Source organism: Arenimonas terrae (assembly GCF_006265115.1).
GTDB lineage: Bacteria > Pseudomonadota > Gammaproteobacteria > Xanthomonadales > Xanthomonadaceae > Arenimonas > Arenimonas terrae.
Window position 1 is genome coordinate 552,871 of sequence record NZ_SMDR01000002.1, and the last position, 20,373, is coordinate 573,243.

Sequence of the window (20,373 nt, forward strand, 5' to 3'; positions counted from 1 at the left end):
TCACCCGCTCGCCGGGACCGCCTGCGGACGCCACCGCCGGATCCGGCGGCGGTCATCGGGACGCCGCTCGACCCACGACATGGACGACACCCTTCACGAGCTGCTGGCCGCCTATCGTCGCGGCGAACCGGGCGTCCTCGACCGTCTGGTGCCGCTGGTCTACGACGACCTGCGCCGCCTGGCGCGCCGCCACGTGGGCCAATGGCCCAACCTCACGCTCGACACCACCGGCGTCGTGCACGAGACCTATCTCAAGCTGGTCCGCCAGCGCGCGCTGGACGCCAACGACCGGGCGCACTTCATGGCGATCTGCAGCCAGGCGATGCGCCAGTTCATCGTGTCCTACGCGCGCCAGAAGCTGACCGAGAAGCGCGGCGCCAATCCGCTGATCCAGGACATCCATGGCCTGGACATCCCGGTCAAGGGCGAAGCGGAGGAGCTGCTGCTGGTGGATCAGGCGCTGCGCGGCCTGGCCGACGTCGACCTGCGCCTGGTGCGGGTGTTCGAGTGCCGCTTTTTCGGCGGCCTGACCGAGGAAGAGACGGCCGAGGCCCTGGGGCTGTCGCTGCGCACCGTCCAGCGCGAATGGATGCGTGCCCGCGCCTGGGTCAAAGACATGTTGTCCGCGCCCTGATCTCCGGTCCGGGCCGGCCGCCCAGCGCCGGCGGACGCCGCAGGCAGGGCGCGGCCTGCCCGCCCGGTGGCCCGAACTGCGCCTCTGCCAGCGCGACGGCACGCCGCAGCTCGTCGACGCCATATCGCCCCGGTGCCAGCTCTTCGATCCGCAGCACCGCCCACGCCCACAGCCCCGGGTTCCAGTCCGGCTCCAGTCCGGTCGCCAGCGCCTGTTCGAAGACCGCCAGGGACTTCGCCGGGTCGCGCGCGTGCAGCAGCGCCTCGCCCGCATCGAGCAGCGCCCAGCCCATTTCGCTCGGCGACACCGCCTCGTGCCGCGCGAAGCCGTCGAGGCCCTGCTCGACCAGGTCCACCGCCTCGCGATGGCGTCCCTGCGCGGCGGCGAGCCGGCCGCGGGTGATCAGCCGGGCCGGAAGCACGCGGTCGCGCAGTCCGCCCGTGGCGGTCTTGCGGTCGCTCTCGTCCAGGGCTTTCGCGGCCTCGTCCAGCCGGCCGAGCTCGATCAGCACCTCGGCGCGGTTGGCGCCGATCTCGGCCAGCTGGTCGTGGTTGTCGGCGAAACTGCGGCGCTGCAGCCGCAGCATCCCGTCCAGCCGGGCCAGCGCCTCGCCGTAGCGCCCCTGTCGCAGGTCGACCCGCGACAGCCAGCCGCCGACGTACAGATACAGCCCGGGGTTGTCGTCGCCGTTGACGCCCTCGAGCACCGTGCGCATCAGTGCACCCGACGCGGCGATGTCGCCACGCAGGAATTCCAGGGCCGAAAGGTTCACGCGCGCGTTGGTGGCCGCCGACGACTGCGGGCGCCCCGCCTGGATCTCCAGCTCCAGCCGGTGGGTGCAGGCCGCATGCGCCTGCTTCATGCCACCACCGTTGATGAAAGAGACGCAGGCCTTGCCCCAGGCTTCGGACACCTGCCGGTGCGTCGGGCCCAGCGCCGCGGCCAGCACCTGCGCGGCTTCCCGGCTGCGCTCGCCGCCCTCGATGGGCCGGTTGTCCAGGCCTTCGACGAAGCCCAGAAGCTGCAGCCGGCGCGCGCGCTGGATCGTCGACTCACCCGCCGGCGCGACCGACACGCGGGCCAGGATCGCCTTCACCCTGGCCAGGTCCTCGCTGCGCTGGCCGAAGTCGATGTTGTTCGCCAGCCGCTGCAGCGCCTGCAGCGATTCGCCATCGAGCGGCGTGTCCGGCGACACCAGCACATCGAAGGCGGCGTCGTACTGCGCGGTCGCTTCGTCGAGCCGGCCGTGGCTTTCGTACAGGCCGCCGAGCTGTACCTGCAGTGTCGCGCGCAAGGCCGGCGGCAGCTCGGCCAGCCCGGGTCCGGTGGCGACCGCGTCGCGCAGCACGTCCAGCGCTTCGGCGGCCCGGTCCTGCTGCGCCAGCGCCTCGGCAAGCAGGCGCTGCAGCCTTAGCCGGGCCAGTGCATCGGCGGCGGCGCCATCGGCCTGCAGCGCGGCACGCGCGCGGCGCTCAGCCTGTTCGGGCCGGCCCTGGTCCATCTCCAGCCGGGCCAGCACGGTGGACAGGCTGAAGCGGGTGCGCGGGTCCATGGTGGTGGCATCGGACAGCATCGAATCGCCGACCGCGACCAGGGTCTGCAGGGGCTGGTCGCTGTCCTGGTCCAGGTAGGGGCTGGCCTGCTCGAACACCCTGCCCAGGAAACCTTCGACGGCCTGCGCGCGCTGCAGCTCCCGCGCCTTGGCGTCGCGTTCCTCGGTCACGCGGTGCACGTAGACCACGGTCAGCAGCACCAGGCAGGCGACGCCGGCGAACGCGATCGCCGCCTCGCGCCCGTTCCGGCGCAGCCAGAGGCGGCCGGTGACCCAGCGGCCCGAAACCAGCGCCGATACCGGCCGGTGCCCGAGCCAGGCGCGCAGGTCCGCACGCAGCCCGGCGACGTTGGCGTAGCGGGCCGTCGGCGCCCGCGCCAGGCACTTGAGCACGATGGCGTCGAGCCGCTCGTCCACCCGGCGCGCCAGCGCGGCGGCGTCGGGGAACCCGCAGGCCAGGGCGTTGGCGCGCACCTGCGGATCGTCCGCGGCGGCCCGCAGGTGCAGGCTAGGGGCGGTGGCCGATTCGTGCAGCACGGCGGCAAGTTCGTCGCTGTCCTGCAGGTCGGGCCGGTGCAGCCAGGACTGCCCGACGAGCAGCCGGTACAGCAGCGCGCCCACCTGGAACACGTCCGTCGCCGTGCCGACGGGCCCGCCGCTCACCTGTTCGGGCGCGGCGCAGTCGGGCGTGAACAGCTTCAGCCCGGCGTCGGACGACGGCTCGACTTCGGTCATCAGGCTGGCGATGCCGAAATCCAGCAGCCGCAGGCGCCCGCCGCGGTCGACCAGCACGTTCGAGGGTTTGATGTCGCAGTGCACGACCAGCTGCGAATGCGCATGCTCCAGCGCATCGCACAGGTCGATGATCCAGCGCACGCGCATCTTCAGGTCCGCCTTGCGCGCCTCCGCCTGGGCGGTCACCGGGAGGCCGTCGACCAGCTCCATCGCCAGGTAGACGTTGCCGTCGGCGCCGACGCCGGCGTCCAGGAAGCGGGCGATGTTGGGATGCTCGAGCCGCACCAGGGCGCGCTGTTCGCCGAGCAGCCGCTCGCGCAGGTTGCCGCCGACCCTGTCCGAACGCACGAGCTTGAGCGCGACCGACTGCGCGAAGCCGTCGAAGGCGCGGCTGGCGCGATAGACCTCGGCCATGCCGCCGCGGCCGATCAGGGTCTCGATGACGTAGGGGCCGATTTCGGTGCCAGCGGGAACCTCGTCGGCAGAATCGGTTCCGAGCAGGGCTTCGCGCGCGAGCCCGCTGGCCAGTGCGCCGCCGGGACCAAGCTCGGCCGAGTCCTCCAGGCAGAAGGCCAGCAGCCGCTCGAGTTCGGCGGTCTTCGCCGGCTCCCGCTCCCGCAGGCTGTTCAGCCGCCGCGCACGATCGGCCGGAGTCAGGTCCAGCAGTTCGTCGAGCAGCTGGTCCAGGGCACGGCGGGAGGCGGAGTCTGGCATGACATCCTCGGAAAGCAGGCACGGTCGATTGCGGTGCGCACACGATCTTACGCGCGCCTTGCGGCCGATCGCAGACGCGCGCTTCGGTCCGGCCCGAATCCTTGCCCTACGCGAAAGCCCCGGCCAGTCCGCCAGCGCAACCGCGCTTCGGGGCCGGTGCCGAAGCCGGCCGGCTAGGGCATCGCCGCCTCCGCTTCGCGGTCGTAGCGCGAGACATGCCGCGCCGCCCGGCATATGGCGTCCAGGTGGCGATGATCGGTGCCGCAGCAGCCGCCCAGCACGCGCAGCCAAGGCATGTGCCGCTTGAACTCGCCGAGCTGCAGGCCCAGCGCTGCGGGATCGCCCTCGTCCAGGTCGCGGCACACCTCCAGCTCGGCGTGGCTGCGCCGCGAGGCATTGGCGCGCAGGCCGAGCACGCGACGCTGCCAGGCGCCCGGAATGGCGAAGGCCGGGGCGAAATGCACGGGGTGCGCGCAATCGACCATGAAATAGGCGGCGTGCCCGTCGGTCTGCGCGTCGGTGCGTCCGATCGCCGCGCAGAGCGTTTCCCCGGAGGGCAGGCGGCCATCGGTATCCACCGTGAACGACACCACCACCGGCAGCCCGCAGGCACGGGCGGCCGCGACGATGCCGATGGCCTCGGCCGAGTCGCCCAGCGTCCTGGCGCAGACGAGATCGGCCCGGCTGGCGGCGAACGCATGGATCTGCGGCGCATGGTAGCCGCGCGCCTGGCCCGGACTCATGCGGCTCGAGCTTCCGGCGTCGCCACGAGGCCCGAGCGTGCCGCTGATCGGCATCGGGCTGGCGCCAGTTTCGCAGGAAACACGAAGCTCGAGCATGAGGTCCACCGCCGCACGATTGATGCGCACCAGCGCGGAGGCGTCATAGCCCAGCAGGCGCCCCCAGTCGGAACTGGCGCGCCAGGTGGGCGTTTCCAGCACCAGGCCCACGCGCTGTTCGCAGGCGATCCGGGCATGGCGGGCGTAGTGGCGCCAAAGGCGGTCGCGTCCGTCCGGCTCGTCGATCAGCACGAAGGCCGCGCAGGCGGGCAAGGCCAGCCCCTGCCGATGCATCAGCGCGGATTCCAGTCCGCCGTCGGTGATGTAAAGGCGTTCGCCTTGATGCGGGAGCGGATGGCGCGGAGAAAAAGTCATGGCGTGCTGCCGCGGCGTGTCGGATGTCCCGAGCGGTTGCTTATGCGCAACGGGGCCGTCGCCCGCCACGCGTGGCCGCGGTGCGCGCGACCGCGGTTTGATCCGGGCGGACCGAAGCTCAGGGCGCTCCCGGCTCCGGCCGCTGCCGCGCGGCCTGCTCGCGCAGTTCCTTGCGCCGGGCTTCGATCCGGCTGCGCAGGTTGTCGACGTCGGCGGCCGCCGCAGTCACGCGCGCCGCGTTATGGACGGCTTCGGCTTCGGCGTTGGCGTCGCGGCGGGCTTCTCGCACCATCGCCCGGTCGGCGCGCGGTGTGGAATCGGTCGCCTTCTCCGCCGCGGCGGCGGACGCCGGCGCGGAGGCCGGCACGGCCTGCCCTCCCTGGCCATCGCGCGTGCAGGCCGCGGATGCCAGCAGGGCAGCCAGGCCCAGGACGGCCAAGCCCATGTTCTGCAGCTTCATTTCATTCTCCCGTTGGGTTCGGCGCCCGCCGGAATCGCGCCGCGGGCCTTCAGGAGATATGAAACTTGGCGGGTCCGGCCGCCATCGCAAAAAAAAAGCAGCCCCGAAGGGCTGCTTTGGCGACGCTGCCCTGGCGGGCGGACGGCCGATCAGCGGCCGCCCTTGTCCTTGCCTTTGCCTTTGCCCTGGCCGCCTTGGCCCTGGCCGCCCTGCGGCCTGCCACCGCCCTGCGAGGCCGGACCGGCGCTGCGGCCGCCCTGCGGACCGGCCGCGCGGGCACCATGGCCGCCATTGCCGCGACCTGCCTTCATCTTGCCGTGGCCGCGGCCGACCTTGCCCTTGAGCGCATGGAAGGCCGCCGAGCCGGGCTTGATGCCCAGGCGCTGCGCGATCGCGCCCCAGCCCTGGCCGTGGTCGCGCTCGTAGATGTGGATGATCTCCAGGCAGGGCCGGCCCAGCTGGTAGGCGATGGCGCAGGCGAAGTAGAGGTCGCCCGGCGCCCAGCGTCGCTCGAGGTAGTACTCGCTGACGAGGTGGCGGGGCGCGCCGAAGCTCACCACCACGTCGTCGATGAAGCCGTCGGTGTTGCCGCTGGCGAACACGTTGATGTCGCCCAGCTGGGTGTCCACGAAGGCATCGCCCGTGCGCGGGCTGAAGCCGAACACGAAGCTGTCGACGAGGGCCTGGGCACCGGCCGAGAAGGCCAGGCCGAAGGTGAGCACGAATCCGGCGATCTTGGTTTTCATTGTTTTGGCTTCCTGGGTCCGGGGGACGCGGCGATTCTGCATCGGATCGATGAACCGTGCCGGAACCGTTTCACAGTCTCTGCAGGCGGTAGCCCAGGCCGTCGCCGAAGGTGCGGCCGCGGCCTTCCAGCATCTCCAGGCCACCGTCGGGCTGGACCCAGAACCAGCGGCTGGCGGGGCCCTGCGGGTCGAGCCGGTAGACCGGGGTGTCCACGCCCTCCAGCGACAGCGTCTCTTCGGTCCATTCGCCCTCCTGCACGAAGGCGTTGTCGCCTTCGACGCCCAGGTAGGTTTCTTCGAGCAGGTAGCGGCGGGCGCCGTCCTCGCCGCGCAGCACCAGGCGGGTCTGGATGCCGTCGCAGTCGGCGCAGGGCAGCACGCCCAGCCAGGTGCGCTCGAAGTCTTCGGCCAGGGGCGCCGCGCGCTCGGCGCGCTCGGCGGGCGCAGCGGCGGAATCGGATTCGGACGAGCGGCCGCAGCCCGCCAGGGCGAGCGCGGCGAGCCCCAGCAGGGCCAGCGGGCGGAGGGTTCGCGGCAAGCGCATCGGCGTCTCCATCGGGGCTTCCATCCTAGCCCGGGAGCCCTTGGACCGCAGGCGCGCGCCGCGGTTCCGTTCAAGCCCCGTTCGGCGCGATGACGACGCCCTCAACCCCGTTGCCGGCACCCGCGCGTTGACAGCCCTGCGACCCCAGCCCAGGAGGTGTCCCATGGTCCGCAGCCTGCCCCACCCGTCCGCCTTCGCGCAGATCGACGCCAAGCGCATCGCCGGCAATACCGTCGTCGTGCTGGTGCATGCGCTCGCCTTCGCCCTGCTGATGGCGCCCTCGACCTGGGAGCCGCCGGCACCGGCGCCGCGCCTGGAGGTGGTGGTGCCGCTCGTCACCGACCCGGCCCCGCCGCCGCCGATCCCGCCGCCGCCCGCCGACCCGATCCGCGTGCCGCGCGAGACGCGCACGCCGACGCCGATTCCCACGCCGCGCGTGGACAACACGCCGGTGGCCGACACCGCCCCCGTGCTCGACGCCGGAACCGAAGCCGCCCTGCCCAGCGACGACGCCGGCCCGGTGGTGGACACGTTCGATCCCGGCCAGCCCCAGGTCGAAACCCTGGCCTACGACGTTTCGCCGGCCCCGCGTTATCCGCGCCAGGCCCTGCGCAGCGGCGCGGAAGGCACCGTGGTGCTGAAGGTGCTGGTGGATGAACAGGGTCGCCCGCAGCAGGTGGTGATCGAGCGCAGCAGCGGGCACCGCCTGCTCGACCAGGCCGCGCGCGACCAGGTGCTGGCGAAGTGGCGCTTCCACCCGGCCACGCGCCAGGGCCGCGCGATCGCCGCCTATGCCCTGGTGCCGATCGCCTTCGATCTGCCCTGAAGGCCGCCCCGCGGCGTCGGACCGGGAATCACGCCGGTTCGACGTCGCGGCGGCACAATGGAGGCCCCTCGCCCCAAGGCCGTCCCGATGCGAACCCTCCTGCTCCCGCTCGCCCTGCTCTGCGCCGCCCTGCCCGTGCAGGCGCAGGAAGGCCCGCCGCGCTGGACCTTCGGCGTGATCGCCGCCGACCGCGACGCGCCCTACACCGGCCTGGACGAAGACCTGCTGGTCGTGCCCCTGGTGCGCTTCGAGGGCGAACGTTTCTACCTGCGCGGCCTGCGCGCCGGATGGCGCCTGGTCGACACGCCCGGCTACGAACTGGCGGTGATCGGCCAGGCGCGCTTTGACGGTTACGACGCCGAAGACTCGCCCTTCCTGGCCGGCATGTCCGACCGCCGCGCCTCGCTCGACCTCGGCCTGGCCTCGACCTGGACCTCGAAAAAACTCGGCGCGCTGGAACTGTCGGGCGTGGTCGACGCTCTCGACCGCAGCGGTGGCGCCGAACTGGCCGCGTCCTGGAACCTGCTGTTCCGCGCCGGCGGCTGGACCGTGGTGCCGGGCGCTTCGCTGCGCTGGCAGAGCGAGGACATGGTGGACTACTACTACGGCGTGCGGGCCATCGAAGGCATCGTCGGTCGGCCGCCCTATTACGGCGAAGCGGCGCTGACGCCCGACGTGTCGGTGCTCGCCACCCTGCCCTTCGCCAAACGCTGGACCTTCTTCGTGCGCGCCAGCCACGCCTGGCTGCCGTCGGAAATCTCAGACAGCCCGATCGTCGACGACGAAAGCAGCACCGCGCTGTTCGTCGGCCTGGGCTACTCGCCGGACTAAGGCTCCGCGGCGACCGCGCGATCGCGACCGGCCTGCTTGGCGGCGTACAGCGCGGCATCGGCGCGTGCGACCAGGGCCGGGGCGGCCTCGCCGGCGCGCGCTTCGGCCACGCCCACGCTCACGGTCACCGGCCGATGCAGCCACAGGCCGTTGCGCACGTCGGCGACGATGCGTTCGGCGACCACCAGCGCATCCGCGCGGCGTGCGCCGGGCAGCAGCACCGCGAATTCCTCGCCGCCGTAGCGCGTGGCGACGTCGCCGGGCCGCAGCGCCAGCGGCAGCAGCCGGCCGGCCTGGCGCAGCGCTTCGTCGCCGGCAGGGTGGCCGAAGCTGTCGTTGTAGGCCTTGAAGTGGTCCAGGTCGAGCAGCAGCAGCGAGAAGGTCAGGCCGACACGCTCGCGCTGCTCGAACAACCGCACCAGGGCCGCGTCGAAGGCGCGGCGGTTGCCCAGCCCGGTCAGCGCATCGGTGTGGGCGCTGTCGCGCAGGGCGACGGCGGTGCGGTTCTGCCGCTCCACCCGGTCCAGCAGGGCGCTGGCCCACCAGATCATGGTCGCGACCGCCACGCCCGACGACACCGCCAGCACCGTGATGATCGCGCCTTCGGATATCCAGTCGCTGGCGCGCGCCAGCTGCGCGAGGTAACTCAGCAGCGCCGGCACCAGCAGGGCCGGCAGCAGGGTGCGGCGCGCCAGCTCTCCGCCGAAGGAATCGGCGGCCAGCACCCGCGCCACGCCGCGGCCCGCATCGGTGGCCAGCCAGCCCAGCGCCAGCAGGAAGAGCATCGCCGCCGTGTGCATCGAGATCGGGTTGAACGGCGCCTCGCGGTCTCCGGTGCCCATCGCGTAGCCATAGGCGCTGAGCGCGAACAGCGCGATCGCCAGCACCAGAAGCGCCAGGGTCTGGCCCAGCCACACGCGCCCGGCGTCGCTCAGGCCTTTCCAGCCCAGCAGCAGGAAACCGATGGCGCTGATCTGCGACATGCGGCCCGGCGGCCGGCCCAGCGCCAGCGCCTTGGGGTCGTCGAACAGCAGGGTATCCAGGCCCAGGTCAGCCCCGGTGGCGTACTGCGCCAGCGTCGCCAGGCCCAGCACGAGCACGGCGCCGGACATCAGGGTGACGGCCGTCGGCGCGTGCGGGTGCGGAAAGGTGCTGGCGAGCAGGGCCAGACCCGACAGCAGCAGGCCGATGGCGGTATTGGCCTTCATCTCGGCATGGCCGGGCACCACCGACTTGAGAAGGTCGATGTCCATCGCCCAGCCCAGCAATGCGGAGCAGGCGATCACCACGACCGCGGCGCCGGCGCCGCGCGCGAAGCGCCGCAGCGTCGCCGCGCGCCGCGGACTGATCGCCGGCAGGGTGGCCGCGGTCACAGCCACTCCGGGCGGGTGTCGAGCACGCAGCGATCGAGCGCGGACAGCAGGCGCGCCTCGTGCTCGACCGTCGGCAGTTCGTGCACGAAGAACCAGCGGCAGGCCGCCAGCTTGCCGGCATAGAAGTCGCGCTCGGCATCGCTGCGCGGCGTCGCCGATGCGGCGGCCAGCGCCTGCCGCAGCCAGCTCCAGGCCACCGCCAGGTGGCCGACCAGGGTGAGGTAGCGGGGTGCGTTGGCGAGCGCCGGCCGCAGGTCGCCGCGCGCCATCGCGGCGCCGAGCTCGCCGGTGGTGCGTGCGGCCAGTGCGGCGTACCTGGCCAGCGCCGCGGCGTGTTCGGCCAGCGCCGGCACCGCGCCGGCCTGGGCGGCGGTGGCGGCGATCTCGCGCAGCAGCAGCTTGAGTGCGGCGCCGTTGTCCATCAGCGCCTTGCGGCCCAGCAGGTCCAGCGCCTGGATGCCGTTGGCACCTTCGTGGATCGGGTTGAGGCGGTTGTCGCGCCAGTATTGTTCGACCGGATATTCGCGCGTGTAGCCATAGCCGCCCAGCACCTGGATGGCGAGGTCGTTGGCCTTCACGCACCACTCGGCCGACCAGGCCTTGACCACCGGCGTCAGCAGTTCCAGCAGCAGGTGGGCGTCGCGGCGGCGCGCGGGCTCGGGATCCTGCGCCTGAACATCCACGAGGGTCGCGGCGTAGATCGCCAGGCCGAGCGCGCCTTCGCTCCAGGCCTTCTGCTGCAGCAGCATGCGGCGCACGTCGGCGTGCTCGATGATCGACACCGGCGGGCTGGCCGGATCCTTCTGGTCGGGGTGACGGCCCTGGCGGCGTTCGCGCGCATAGGCCGTCGAATAGCGCGCGCCGGCGACCCCGAGCATCACCGCGCCGACGCCGACGCCGATGCGCGCCTCGTTCATCATGTGGAACATCTGCGCCAGGCCCTGGTGCGGCGCGCCGACCAGTTCGCCCAGGCAGTCGCCGCCCTCGCCGAACTTCAGGAAGGTATTGACGATGCCGCGCTGGCCCAGCTTGTGGTTCACGCCGGCCAGCTGCACGTCGTTGCGCGCGCCCAGGCTTCCGTCGTCGCCGACGCGGAACTTGGGCACGATGAACAGGCTGATGCCCTTCACGCCCGGCGGCGCGTCCGGCAGCCGCGCCAGCACCAGGTGCACGATGTTGTCGGCCAGCTCGTGGTCGCCGCCGCTGATCCACATCTTGGCGCCGGTGATGCGGTAGCGGCCCTCGCCCGCCGGTTCGGCGCGCGTGCGGATGTCGCCGAGGGAGGAGCCGGCCTGCGGTTCGCTCAGGCACATCGTGCCCAGGAAGCGCCCCTGCACGATCGGCGTGCGGTAGCGCGCGCACTGCTCCGGCGTCGCGTGGACCTTCAGCAGGTTGGCGACGCCGCGCGCCAGCAGCGCATAACCCGCGGTGGCGACGTTGGCCGCGACGAACATCGCGTCGCAGGCCAGGGCCACGGTGTAGGGCAGCTGCATGCCGCCTTCGTCCGCGTCGGTGAGCAGGGCCGGGAAGCCGGCGTCGGCATACGCGTCCAGCGCCGCCTTCACTTCCGGCAGGATGTGCACGCGGCCGCCCTCGAAGTGCGGCTCCTGCACGTCCGAGGCGCGGTTGTGGCCGGCGAAGGCCGACAGCGCCAGCGACTGCGCCGCGTCGAGCACGGCGTCGAAGGTCTCGCGCGAATGCGCGGCGAAACGCGGGTAGCGGCACAGCCCGGCGCTGTCCTGCACCTGGTGCAGATGGAAGTCCAGATCGCGGCGATCGAACGGGGCGGTATCGGACATGGCTCGACCTGCGGGGGCGTCGGGCGGAGCTTAACAAGCGCGCGCCTTCCGGCGCAGTGAAGGCGGCTAGCCGGCGCCTCCGGCCGATGCGGCGGCGCGCGCCTGCAGCGCAGCCACCGCCGCGGGAATGCCCGCGGGTCCGTCCACGCTCACCATGCGCGGCGCGTGCCCGGGCTCGAGCCCATTCTCCTGCTCGTGCGCCCAGGTCACGTGGTAGGGCATGTGCACGCCCCAACCGCCCAGGCGCAGCACCGGCTCGATGTCCGAACGCAGCGAGTTGCCGACCATCGCGAACGCCTCCGGCGCGACGCCGAACTCGCCCAGCACCCGCGCATACGCGCGCGCATCCTTCTCCGACACGATCTCGATGCGCCGGAACAGGTCGGCCAGGCCCGAGGCCGCGACCTTGGCTTCCTGGTGGAACAGGTCGCCCTTGGTGACCAGCACCACCGGCACGTCCCGCGCCACCGCCTCGACCGCCGCGCGGATGCCGGGCAGCAGCTCGACCGGATGCGCCATCACCGCCTTGCCCAGCTCGACGATGCGGTGCATGTCGGCGGCGCTGATGCGCCCTTCGGTCATCGCGTACGCGGCTTCGAGCATGGACAGGGTCATGCCCTTGGCGCCGTAGCCGAACAGCTTGAGGTTGGCGCGCTCGGTGGCGAGCAGGCGCTGGTGCAGGCCGGCGTCGGCCAGGTCGACATAGCCGCCGACGATGACCTCGAAGGCCGCGTTCGCGGACTGGTAATAGCCCTCGCTGTGCCAGAGGGTGTCGTCGCCGTCGAAGCCGATGAGCTGGATCATGGGAAGCCGGTGGGCGGGTGGAGACGGAATGCTAACCCGGACCGCCGCGAAGGTCGTGCGCCGGCACGACGTCCGGCATCATGGGCTTCTTTATCCGGACCGCGGCCATGAACTCTTCCGAATCCAACGCCCTGCCCCCGCTCAGCGCCACCGAAGCCCGCATCCTGGGCAGCCTGGTCGAGAAGGAAGCGACCACGCCCGAGGCCTATCCGCTCACCGCCAATGCCGTGCAGCTGGCCTGCAACCAGAAGAACAACCGCGATCCGATCCTGGAGCTCGAGGCCGGCGAAGTCGGCCACGCCCTGCGCGAGCTGGAATCGCGCGGGCTGGTGCAGTCGGTGCATGGCGCCCGCGCCCAGCGCTACGAACACCGGCTGTCGGCGGCGTATTCGCTGACGCGCCAGCAGCAGGCCCTGGTCAGCGTGCTGCTGCTGCGGGGTCCGCAGACCGCCGCCGAACTGCTGACCCGCTGCGAGCGCCTGAACGGCCCGCGCGAACTCGATGACGCGCGCCAGCAGCTCGAGCGCCTGATCCAGCGCGGCCTGGCCGTGAACCTGGGCCGCGGCGCCGGCCAGCGCGAAGACCGCTACATGCACCTGCTCGCGGGCCCGGTGTCGCCGGACCTGCTGGCCGCCGCCGCACCGCGCGCGGCCAGCCCGGCGCGCACGTCGCTCGAGGCCCGGGTCGAGGCGCTGGAGGCTCAAGTCGTCGAACTGAGCGACCAGGTCCGGCGTCTGCTCTCTCCCGCCGACTGACGCGTAGGATGGGCGCCGCGCCCCCGCCGGAGACCGCCATGCGCCCGAACACCCTGCCCTCCCTCGCGCTCGCCGCGATCGTGCTCATCACCGGCTGCGCCACCAGCGCCCAGGCCGACGACTGGAAGGACCGGCTCCGGGACAGCCTGGGCGGCTCGCGCAGTTCGCGCCTGAGCGAATCCGAGGCCTCCGGCGGCATCAAGGAGGCGCTGGCCCAGGGCGTGCACCGCGCCGTCACCCAGCTCGGCCGCACCGACGGCTTCTACGGCGACAGCGCCGTGCGCATCCGCATCCCCGGCCAGCTGGGGAAAATCGCCGACACCGCGCGCCAGCTGGGCGCCGGCCGCAAGGTCGACGAATTCGAGCTGTCGATGAACCGCGCCGCCGAAAAGGCCGTGCCGATCGCCGCCGACGTCTTCGCCGACGCGGTGCGGCAGATGACCGTGCGCGACGCCATCGACATCGTGCGCGGCGAACCCGACGCCGGCACCCGCTTCTTCCGCCGGGTCACCGAGGACCGGCTGCGCGCGCAGTTCCATCCCATCGTCGAGGACGCGACCGAAAGCGCCGGCGTCACCCAGCGCTACAAGGCCATGGTCGGACGCAACGCCGGCCTGGTGGCGCTGCTGGGCGGCTCGGAGTCGGTCGACCTGGACGATTACGTCACCGAGGCGGCGCTGGACGGCCTGTTCAAGGTCGTCGCCGACCAGGAGCGGGCCATCCGCGAGGATCCCGCGCAGCGTTCCAGCGAACTGCTGCGCAAGGTCTTCGGCAGCCGCTGAGCGGTCGCGGCGTCTCCGGCCGCCGCCGGGCGCTCAGTCGCCGCGGCCGACCGGCTGGTCCAGGTCGGGATCGGTGCCGCCGATGATCACGCTGCCGATGCGCATCTCGTAGATGGCGTCGTGCGGGCGGCCGAACACTTCCTGGGTCAGCTCGGCCAGGGCCGGGCCGGCGCCGCCTTCGAGCCAGTAGCGGCCGCAGGGCTCGCCGAACACCTGCGACTGCGTCAGCCGGGCATTGCCCAGGCCCTGGCCGGTGATGCGCTGGGACTGCTGGCCGCTGGCGAAGATCGCGCGCAGCTGGGTTTCGGGCGAGACGCGCACGTGCCAGGCGGTGGCGTCGGGTGCGGTCAGCAGCAGGGCCACCGGGCCGGGCACGCGCACGTCGACGCGACGGATCGATTCGCGGCCGGGTTCGGACTCGGGCGTCGGCCGCCCGCCGTCGATGACGAACAGCCGGCCGGGCACAGGCAGGCCGACATGGGGGATGCGGCAGCGGCTCCAGTCCACGCCGCTGCCGGCGGCGGGCGCGGCCGCCGCGGTCTCGGGCGCCGCTGCGGGGGCCGGGGCTTCGCCGCAGGCACCCAGCAGCAGGGTCAGGGACAGCAGGGGCAGGAAAAGGCGGTGCGTCATTCGGTCGTCCGGGGGGTAGGAACCGCCCGAAGCATAGCCCGACGCCGGGTCCGGGAGCCGCTAGGGGTGTTCGGCCTCCGCATGCACCCGCTCGCGGCGGATCAGGTACAGGCCGCTGGCGACGATGATGCCGGCGCCGGCGAAGGTCCAGCCGTCGGGCAGGGCCTGCCAGACCAGCCAGTCCAGCATCAGGCCCCAGGCCAGGGCGCTGTATTCGAACGGCGCGACGACCGAGGCCTCGCCGGCGCGGAAGGCTTCGGTGATCGCCACCTGGCCCAGGAAACCGGCCAGGCCGACCCCGGCGATCACCCAGGCATCGCCCCACATCAGCGGCACCCACTGCGGCCAGGCCAGGGCGCCGGCGCCGACACCGGTCATCAGCAGCATCCAGAACACCATGCTCTGGCTGCTGTCGGTCCGGTGCAGCACGCGCACCGTGATGGCCGACAGCGCATAACCGGCGGCCGACAGCAGCACCGCCAGTCCGGCCCAGCTCAGCACGCCTTCGCCGGTCGGCCGCAGCACGACCAGCACGCCGAGCAGGCCCACGCCGATCGCGGTCCAGCGCCGCGGCCCGACCTTCTCGCCCAGCAGGGGCACCGACAGCGCCGTGATCATCAGCGGCGCGACGAAAAACAGCGCGTAGGCGCCGGCCAGCGGCATCACTTTCAGCGCGTAGGCGAAGGACGCCAGCATCACGATCGACAACACGCCGCGCAGCAGGTGCAGGGGCCAGCGGATGCGCAGCAATCCGGCGCCGGCGCCGGTGGCCAGCACCCACACCAGCACCAGCGGCAGCGAGGACAGGCCGCGGATGGCCGCGACCTGCATCGACGGATAGTGGCCCGAGAGGTGCTTGAGCCCGCCGTCCATCAGCGAGAACAGGCCGACGGCGAGCAGCATGGCGACGATGCCGCGCAGGTTGTTGGGCTGGGTCATGCCGCCATTGTGCGCGAGGCCCGTCGCCACCGGGGCAGTCGCGGCCATTACCTCAGGCTCCGTTCGTGCATTGGCGGCAGCTGCCGTCGTCCGGCGCGCCCGGCGCCAGCGCCTCGGCCACCGCCTCGCGCGCCGGCTGCCAGCTTTCGCGCAGGGTGCGGGCACTGGCCTTGCGGTTGCCGTAGGTCGGGCCGTAGCCATCGTCCATGTGCGGGTCGGTGAAATGGCCGTGCAGGAACAGCAGGTTCTTGTAGACGTTCATGGTCTTCTCCCTGGGCCGCGGCGCGGCGTTACTTGATGGAAATGAAAGATAGGGAGATGCTTGTCCGCGCAGTAGCGATACCTTTTCAATCAAGACTTGAGCGAAATTCAACATGAGCCGGCTTCCGCTGCAGCCGATCCAGGGCTTCCTCACCGCCGCGCGGGCCGGCAACCTCTCGCGTGCGGCGGAATCGCTCAACCTCACCGTCAGCGCGCTCAGCCACCAGATCCGCGCGCTGGAAGAGCGCCTGCGGCAGCGACTGTTCGAACGCGGCCCGCGCGGCATCCGCCTGACCGCCGACGGGCAGCGGCTTTTCGACGCCGTGGCGGCGCCCTTCGACGCACTCGAACGCGCGCTGCGGCCCTGCTGCTCGCGCCGCGACGAAGTGCTGAGCCTGAGCCTGCTGCCGTCCATGGCCTCGAGCTGGCTGGTGCCGCGCCTGCCCGGTTTCCTGGCCGCGCACCCGCAGCTCGAGATCAACCTGCAGTCGAGCATCAGCCTGGTGGACTTCGAACGCGACCTCGCCGTGGACGCGGCGATCCGCTACGGCCCCGGCCGCTGGCCCGGCCTCACCGCCACCCACCTGTTCGACGACTGGATCGCGCCGCTGGCCAGCCCGAAACTGGTGGCCGAACACGGCGGCAATAAACCGCAGGACCTTTCGCGCTATCCGCTGCTGGAAGACGACGCCGGCCGCTGGCCCGACTGGTTCGCCCGCTTCGGCGGCAGTGCGCCGCGGCGCTTCGTCGCCCGGCTCGACGATGCCGAGACCCTGCACCGCGCCGCGGCCGCCGGCATGGGCGTGGCGATGGGCCGCATGACCCTGGCCAAGCCGCTGATCGACGCCGGCCTGCTGGTGGTGCTGAGCCCGCAGCGGCTCAAGTCCGACTATGCGCACTACCTGGTGCATCCGGCGCGCTCGGACGACCACGCAGGCCTGGCCGCGTTCCGCGCCTGGCTGCTCGAGGAAGCGCGCCGCTACGGCGCCGCGATGGACGAACCGGCGCCGGCGGTCAGCCCGCGCAGGCCCGCGCCACCTTCGCGTCGAGCTCGGAGCGCTGGCGGAAAGTGAGGCGGTTCCAGAGCCGCTCGCGGGTGGCGTCGGCGGAGCGGCGCGCGGCAGCGCAGCGGCTGGCGGCGGGATCGCGCCGCGGCGCGGTGGTGCGGCGCGCGCCCGGCCGCGCAGGCCCTGGAGAAACGGTCGGCGCGGCGCTCGCGGCCGGCCTCGCCGGCGTGGCTTCCGGCACCACGGCCCGCACCCACAGCGTGCGCGAACCGGCCGCGCAGGGCGCCGACTGGTAGCTCACCGCGCCGGCGGCATCGACGCACTTGTGCAGCTCGTCCGCGCCGACGGCGGACGAACCCATCCAGAACACCAGGAAAACCGCCAGCCCTCGCGACATTTTCGTCCTCCGTCCGGGAGGACCATTGCAGCGTGGCGCGGGTTCTGGCGCCGCAGGCATCCGCCGCGGCGGCGCCTGCGAAAACCGCTAGCCGCCGGCGCGGACTTCCACCAGCTCGACGCTGGCGTCCTGGCCCGCCACCTGCGGACGACCTTCGGGCACCGGCAGGGGTGCCACCTCAGCGCCGCCCGGCGCACCTTCGGGCAGGAAGCGGAACCACAGCTGCATGCGCGTGGCGACCGGCTGGCCGTCGCGCTGCTCGGGATCGAAGCGCCACCCGTGCAGGGCGGTGATCGCCGCCTGGCCGAAGGCCGGGTCGACGGTGGGCTCGGCGAGCACTTCGAAGTTGCCGGCGCGGCCGGCGGTGGTAACGGTGAACACCAGCACCAGTTCCGCGGCCGTGTCGCGCAGCGCCTCGGGATAACGCGCTGCGGCGCGGCTGATCACGCGCGGGCCGAGCTTGAGCCTGGCGGTGCGGACGATGACGTTTTCGCCGTTGGGGATCATCTGCACGCGGCCGTCGAGCCAGCTGCGCGATGCCACCGGACCGGCCGCGCCCTGCGCGGGAAGGAAGTCCGCGGCGCGCACCTGCTTGATCACGATCGGCCGCAGCGCGTTCGACAGCGGCGGCCGCTGGCTGGGCTCGAACTTCTCGACCTCGCCCGCCGCCGACAGCTCGACCCAGCCGCCGAAGCCGATGCTGTCGACCGCCTCCTGCGCCGCTGCCGGCATCGCGGCCGCCAGCAGCAAAACCCAGACGTAGGACTTCATGGCACACCCCCCGGAAAAGACCGGCTAGCCTCCCAGACCGGCGCGGATGAATCCGTCGACCCGGTCACAGATCGCGGCGCCGGACCAGGCGGCTAGAGCGAGGCCGCCTCCGGGTCGCGGCAGGTTTCGACCACCCAGTCGTAAAGGCGCCGCTTCTGGGTTTCGCTCAGCTCCAGCCAGTCCATGGCCAGCGCGGCATCGTTGAAGTCGTGGGCCCGGGTGCAGTCGCTGGTGCGCTCGGGCCGACGCCCCGCGGCCTCGTCGGCGCGGCGCTGCGCCTCGGCGGCCCGCCGGGCTTCGGCGGCCAGCCGGGCCTCTTCGGCCAGGCGCGCCGTTTCGGCGACGCGCCGGGCCTCGGCGTCGACCAGGGCGGCGCGTGCCGCCAGCTCCTCCGGCGTCGGCGCCGGCTCGGGGTCGGCTTCGCGCTTCCAGTCCTGGGTGCTGCCCTTGGGGCAGGGCTCGGACTGGATGCTGACCGCACCCTGCGCGCTCGTGCACTTGTACAGCGCCTCGGCGCCCGCCGGCGGCGCGGACGCCGCCAGCAGCGCCGCGCACAGCCCCATCGGCCAGACCGCACGCACGGCCTACTCCGCCGGCGCTTCGGTGGGCGCCGCGGCTTCGGCCGGCGTGGCCGCCGGCGCGGGCACGCCCTTGAGATGCTGGTCGAGGAAGGCCAGCATGCGGCCGTAACCCTCGATCTGGTTCTTCTTCTTGGTGAAGCCGTGGCCCTCGTCGTCGAACACGACGTATTCCACCGGCACGCCGTTCTTCTGCACCGCGGCGACGATCTCGTCGCTCTCGGGCTTGATCACGCGCGGGTCGTTGGCGCCCTGCAGCACCATCAGCGGCACGTTGATCTTGTCGGCATGGAACAGCGGCGAGGTCTCGACCAGGAAGTCGCGCTGGGTCTCGGGATTGCCGATCTCCTGGTACAGCGCCTCGCGGAAGCTTTCCCAGTACGGCGGGATCGACTCGAGCGTGCGCACCCAGTTCGACACGCCGAAGATGTCCACGCCGACCTTGAACTCGCCCGGCTTGAAGGCCAGCGCCGACAGGACCATGTAGCCGCCGTAGCTGCCGCCGACGATGCCGATCCGGTCGTCGTCGACGTAGTCCAGGGACTGCAGGTACTTCTTGGCCTCGATGGTGTCCCACAGCGGCTCGCGGCCGTGCTTGCCGTCGTCGGCGGCGAAGAAGGTCTTGCCGTAGCCCGAGCTGCCGCGGTTGTTGATGCCCAGCACCACGTAGCCGTGGTTGGCGAGGTACTGGATCAGGGCCGAGTGCGCGCGCGTGGTCTGCCCGCCCGGGCCGCCGTGCACCCACACCAGGGCCGGTGCCTTCGCGTCGGCGGTGGCCTGGTGCGGCTTCCACAGTATGTTCGGGATCTCCATGCCGTCGAAGCTCTTGAAGCGCACGACCGAAGAATCCACCAGGTCGGCCGGGTCGATGGCCGGGTTCAGCGACGTGGTCAGCTGCTTCGGCTCGCCGCCGATGTCGAGCACGTACAGGTCGTTGGGCTGGCGGTCGCCGTTGAGGTAGAAGGCCAGCCTGTTCTCGGAGCGGGCGATGCGCAGGTTGCGGATCTCGCCGGCCGGCAGGGCCGGCAGCGGCACTTCGGCGCCGCTGGCGGCGTCGAGCAGGGTGACCTCGGTGCTGCCGTCGACGCTGGTGGCGATGCCCAGGTATTTGCCGTTGTGCGAGAAGAACGCATCGGAGATGTCCCAGTCGGCCTTGCGCACCGGCTCGTGCGCGCCGCTGGCCAGGTTCACGCGGCGCAGTTCGGCGAACTCGCCCTGGTCGTTGGCCGTGTAGTACAGCCACTGCCCGTCCGGGCTGAAGGCCTGGGCGTTGAAGTTGGCCTGGCCTTCGTGCTGCGAGATCTTGGTGGACTTGCCGGTGGCCAGCTCGACCACGTGCACGTCGGAGTCGTTGGTGGTGTGGGTTTCGGCCAGGGCCAGCCAGCGGCCGTCGCCGGAGATTTCGGCGGGCTCGAAGCCGGCCTCGTTCTTGTAGACGAGCTCGCGTTCGTAGCTGGTCGCGTCGTAGCGGTAGACGTCGAAGAAGCGCGGGTCGCGCTCGTTGCTGATCACGTGGAAGGCGCCGCCGTCGTGCGTGAAGCCCAGGAAGTCGGCCTTGAGGCCCTTGCCCGGGGTCAGGTCCTTCTCGCTGCCGTCGGCGGCGATCACGAACAGGTGGTCGAGCTCGTCGCCGTCGTCGTCGCGCGCGATCAGCACGCGGTCGTCGGCCGGGAAGTAGGCCACGCCCCAGCTGTTGTCGGTGGTCGATTCCGTCACCGGCGTCCACTCGCCGCCGGCCACGGGCATCGAGTACACATTCCAGACGCCGGCCTTGTTCGACGAGAACAGGATGCGCGATTCGTCGGCGTTGAACGAGGCGCCGCTGACGCCGGTGGATTCGATGAAGTCCTCGATCACGTACTGCTTGGCCGGACGCGCGACCTCGGCCACCGGGGCGGCGGCGGTGGGCGCCGGCGCCTCCGGACCCGCGGCCGGCTGGCAGGCCGCCAGGGCCAGGGAGAGCGCGAACGGCAGTGCGATGGCGATCGAAAGCGGGCGGCGGCGCAACGGCTTCATCGGGGGCTCCGGGTCGGGTTCAGGGCCCGACTCTACGCCCAAGCCCGGCGCCCGCGAAATGGCCG

21 protein-coding genes are annotated in these 20,373 nt (G+C 72.1%); 6 read left to right on the plus strand and 15 right to left on the minus strand.

Annotated elements, in window-relative coordinates:
• The first annotated feature begins 79 nt into the window (after positions 1-79).
• On the plus strand, positions 80-634 hold the full coding sequence (locus E1B00_RS11275) for an ECF-type sigma factor (protein WP_139448777.1): 555 nt from the start codon (positions 80-82) through the stop codon (positions 632-634).
• Here the strand turns inward: E1B00_RS11275 and E1B00_RS11280 are convergent.
• The 5 genes from E1B00_RS11280 to E1B00_RS11300 form a co-directional block, all read right to left on the minus strand.
• Positions 609-3,635 carry a protein kinase domain-containing protein gene (locus E1B00_RS11280; protein ID WP_176693216.1) on the minus strand — a complete coding sequence of 1,009 codons (3,027 nt, stop codon included), beginning with the start codon at positions 3,633-3,635 and terminating at the stop codon, positions 609-611. The genes E1B00_RS11275 and E1B00_RS11280 overlap by 26 nt on opposite strands.
• 173 nt (positions 3,636-3,808) lie before the next feature.
• Positions 3,809-4,789, minus strand: coding sequence for a homocysteine S-methyltransferase family protein (locus tag E1B00_RS11285; protein ID WP_139448781.1), 981 nt, complete (start codon positions 4,787-4,789; stop codon positions 3,809-3,811).
• Between the two features lie 118 nt (positions 4,790-4,907).
• Positions 4,908-5,249, minus strand: coding sequence for a hypothetical protein (locus E1B00_RS11290; RefSeq protein WP_139448783.1), 342 nt, complete (start codon positions 5,247-5,249; stop codon positions 4,908-4,910).
• A gap of 149 nt (positions 5,250-5,398) precedes the next feature.
• Positions 5,399-5,995, minus strand: coding sequence for a hypothetical protein (locus tag E1B00_RS11295; protein ID WP_139448785.1), 597 nt, complete (start codon positions 5,993-5,995; stop codon positions 5,399-5,401).
• 70 nt (positions 5,996-6,065) lie between these two features.
• A complete protein-coding gene (locus tag E1B00_RS11300; protein WP_176693217.1) occupies positions 6,066-6,539 on the minus strand; it encodes a copper resistance protein NlpE N-terminal domain-containing protein in 474 nt (157 codons plus the stop codon).
• A 163-nt stretch (positions 6,540-6,702) separates the two neighbouring features.
• On the opposite strand from E1B00_RS11300, the gene E1B00_RS11305 reads away from it, so the two are divergent.
• Both E1B00_RS11305 and E1B00_RS11310 read left to right on the plus strand, forming a co-directional pair.
• Positions 6,703-7,365 carry an energy transducer TonB gene (locus E1B00_RS11305; protein WP_139448789.1) on the plus strand — a complete coding sequence of 221 codons (663 nt, stop codon included), beginning with the start codon at positions 6,703-6,705 and terminating at the stop codon, positions 7,363-7,365.
• A gap of 87 nt (positions 7,366-7,452) precedes the next feature.
• Positions 7,453-8,196, plus strand: a complete 744-nt coding sequence (locus tag E1B00_RS11310) for a MipA/OmpV family protein (protein ID WP_176693218.1) — start codon at positions 7,453-7,455, stop codon at positions 8,194-8,196.
• On the opposite strand, the gene E1B00_RS11315 is transcribed toward E1B00_RS11310, so the two are convergent.
• The 3 genes from E1B00_RS11315 to E1B00_RS11325 all read right to left on the minus strand — a co-directional run bounded on the left by E1B00_RS11315 (position 8,193) and on the right by E1B00_RS11325 (position 12,172).
• Positions 8,193-9,569, minus strand: a complete 1,377-nt coding sequence (locus tag E1B00_RS11315) for a GGDEF domain-containing protein (protein ID WP_139448793.1) — start codon at positions 9,567-9,569, stop codon at positions 8,193-8,195. The two genes, E1B00_RS11310 and E1B00_RS11315, sit on opposite strands and share 4 nt — an antisense overlap.
• A complete protein-coding gene (locus E1B00_RS11320) occupies positions 9,566-11,368 on the minus strand; it encodes an acyl-CoA dehydrogenase family protein (RefSeq protein ID WP_139448795.1) in 1,803 nt (600 codons plus the stop codon). Before E1B00_RS11320 ends, E1B00_RS11315 begins: the two co-directional genes overlap by 4 nt.
• 66 nt (positions 11,369-11,434) lie before the next feature.
• Positions 11,435-12,172: an HAD family hydrolase gene (locus tag E1B00_RS11325; RefSeq protein ID WP_139448797.1), complete on the minus strand. Its 738-nt coding sequence runs from the start codon at positions 12,170-12,172 to the stop codon at positions 11,435-11,437.
• A 107-nt stretch (positions 12,173-12,279) separates the two neighbouring features.
• Between E1B00_RS11325 and E1B00_RS11330 the strand changes: the two genes are divergently transcribed.
• Both E1B00_RS11330 and E1B00_RS11335 read left to right on the plus strand, forming a co-directional pair.
• Entirely contained in the window at positions 12,280-12,927 is a 648-nt protein-coding gene (locus tag E1B00_RS11330; protein ID WP_139448799.1) for a YceH family protein, read from the plus strand.
• A gap of 38 nt (positions 12,928-12,965) precedes the next feature.
• Complete coding sequence (locus E1B00_RS11335; RefSeq protein WP_139448801.1) at positions 12,966-13,709, plus strand: DUF4197 domain-containing protein; 744 nt, start codon at positions 12,966-12,968, stop codon at positions 13,707-13,709.
• A 33-nt stretch (positions 13,710-13,742) separates the two neighbouring features.
• On the opposite strand, the gene E1B00_RS11340 is transcribed toward E1B00_RS11335, so the two are convergent.
• From E1B00_RS11340 to E1B00_RS11350, 3 genes are read right to left on the minus strand one after another with little or no spacing between them, the layout of a single operon-like run.
• On the minus strand, positions 13,743-14,339 hold the full coding sequence (locus tag E1B00_RS11340) for a hypothetical protein (RefSeq protein WP_139448803.1): 597 nt from the start codon (positions 14,337-14,339) through the stop codon (positions 13,743-13,745).
• Positions 14,340-14,399: 60 nt separating this feature from the next.
• Positions 14,400-15,278, minus strand: a complete 879-nt coding sequence (locus E1B00_RS11345) for a DMT family transporter (protein WP_281280701.1) — start codon at positions 15,276-15,278, stop codon at positions 14,400-14,402.
• Positions 15,279-15,330: 52 nt separating this feature from the next.
• Positions 15,331-15,540, minus strand: coding sequence for a hypothetical protein (locus E1B00_RS11350; protein ID WP_139448805.1), 210 nt, complete (start codon positions 15,538-15,540; stop codon positions 15,331-15,333).
• A gap of 112 nt (positions 15,541-15,652) precedes the next feature.
• Here E1B00_RS11350 and E1B00_RS11355 point away from each other — a divergent pair, with 112 nt between their 5' ends.
• Positions 15,653-16,612 carry a LysR substrate-binding domain-containing protein gene (locus E1B00_RS11355; protein ID WP_139448807.1) on the plus strand — a complete coding sequence of 320 codons (960 nt, stop codon included), beginning with the start codon at positions 15,653-15,655 and terminating at the stop codon, positions 16,610-16,612.
• On the opposite strand, the gene E1B00_RS11360 is transcribed toward E1B00_RS11355, so the two are convergent.
• From E1B00_RS11360 to E1B00_RS11375, 4 genes are all read right to left on the minus strand, one after another.
• Complete coding sequence (locus tag E1B00_RS11360; RefSeq protein WP_139448809.1) at positions 16,554-16,943, minus strand: hypothetical protein; 390 nt, start codon at positions 16,941-16,943, stop codon at positions 16,554-16,556. The genes E1B00_RS11355 and E1B00_RS11360 overlap by 59 nt on opposite strands.
• Before the next feature lie 87 nt (positions 16,944-17,030).
• Positions 17,031-17,714 (minus strand): TonB family protein, encoded by a 684-nt coding sequence (locus tag E1B00_RS11365; protein ID WP_139448811.1) that lies wholly within the window; start codon positions 17,712-17,714, stop codon positions 17,031-17,033.
• 92 nt (positions 17,715-17,806) lie between these two features.
• On the minus strand, positions 17,807-18,295 hold the full coding sequence (locus E1B00_RS11370; protein WP_139448813.1) for a DUF4124 domain-containing protein: 489 nt from the start codon (positions 18,293-18,295) through the stop codon (positions 17,807-17,809).
• Positions 18,296-18,298: 3 nt separating this feature from the next.
• A complete protein-coding gene (locus E1B00_RS11375; RefSeq protein ID WP_139448815.1) occupies positions 18,299-20,308 on the minus strand; it encodes a S9 family peptidase in 2,010 nt (669 codons plus the stop codon).
• Positions 20,309-20,373: the final 65 nt, after the last annotated feature.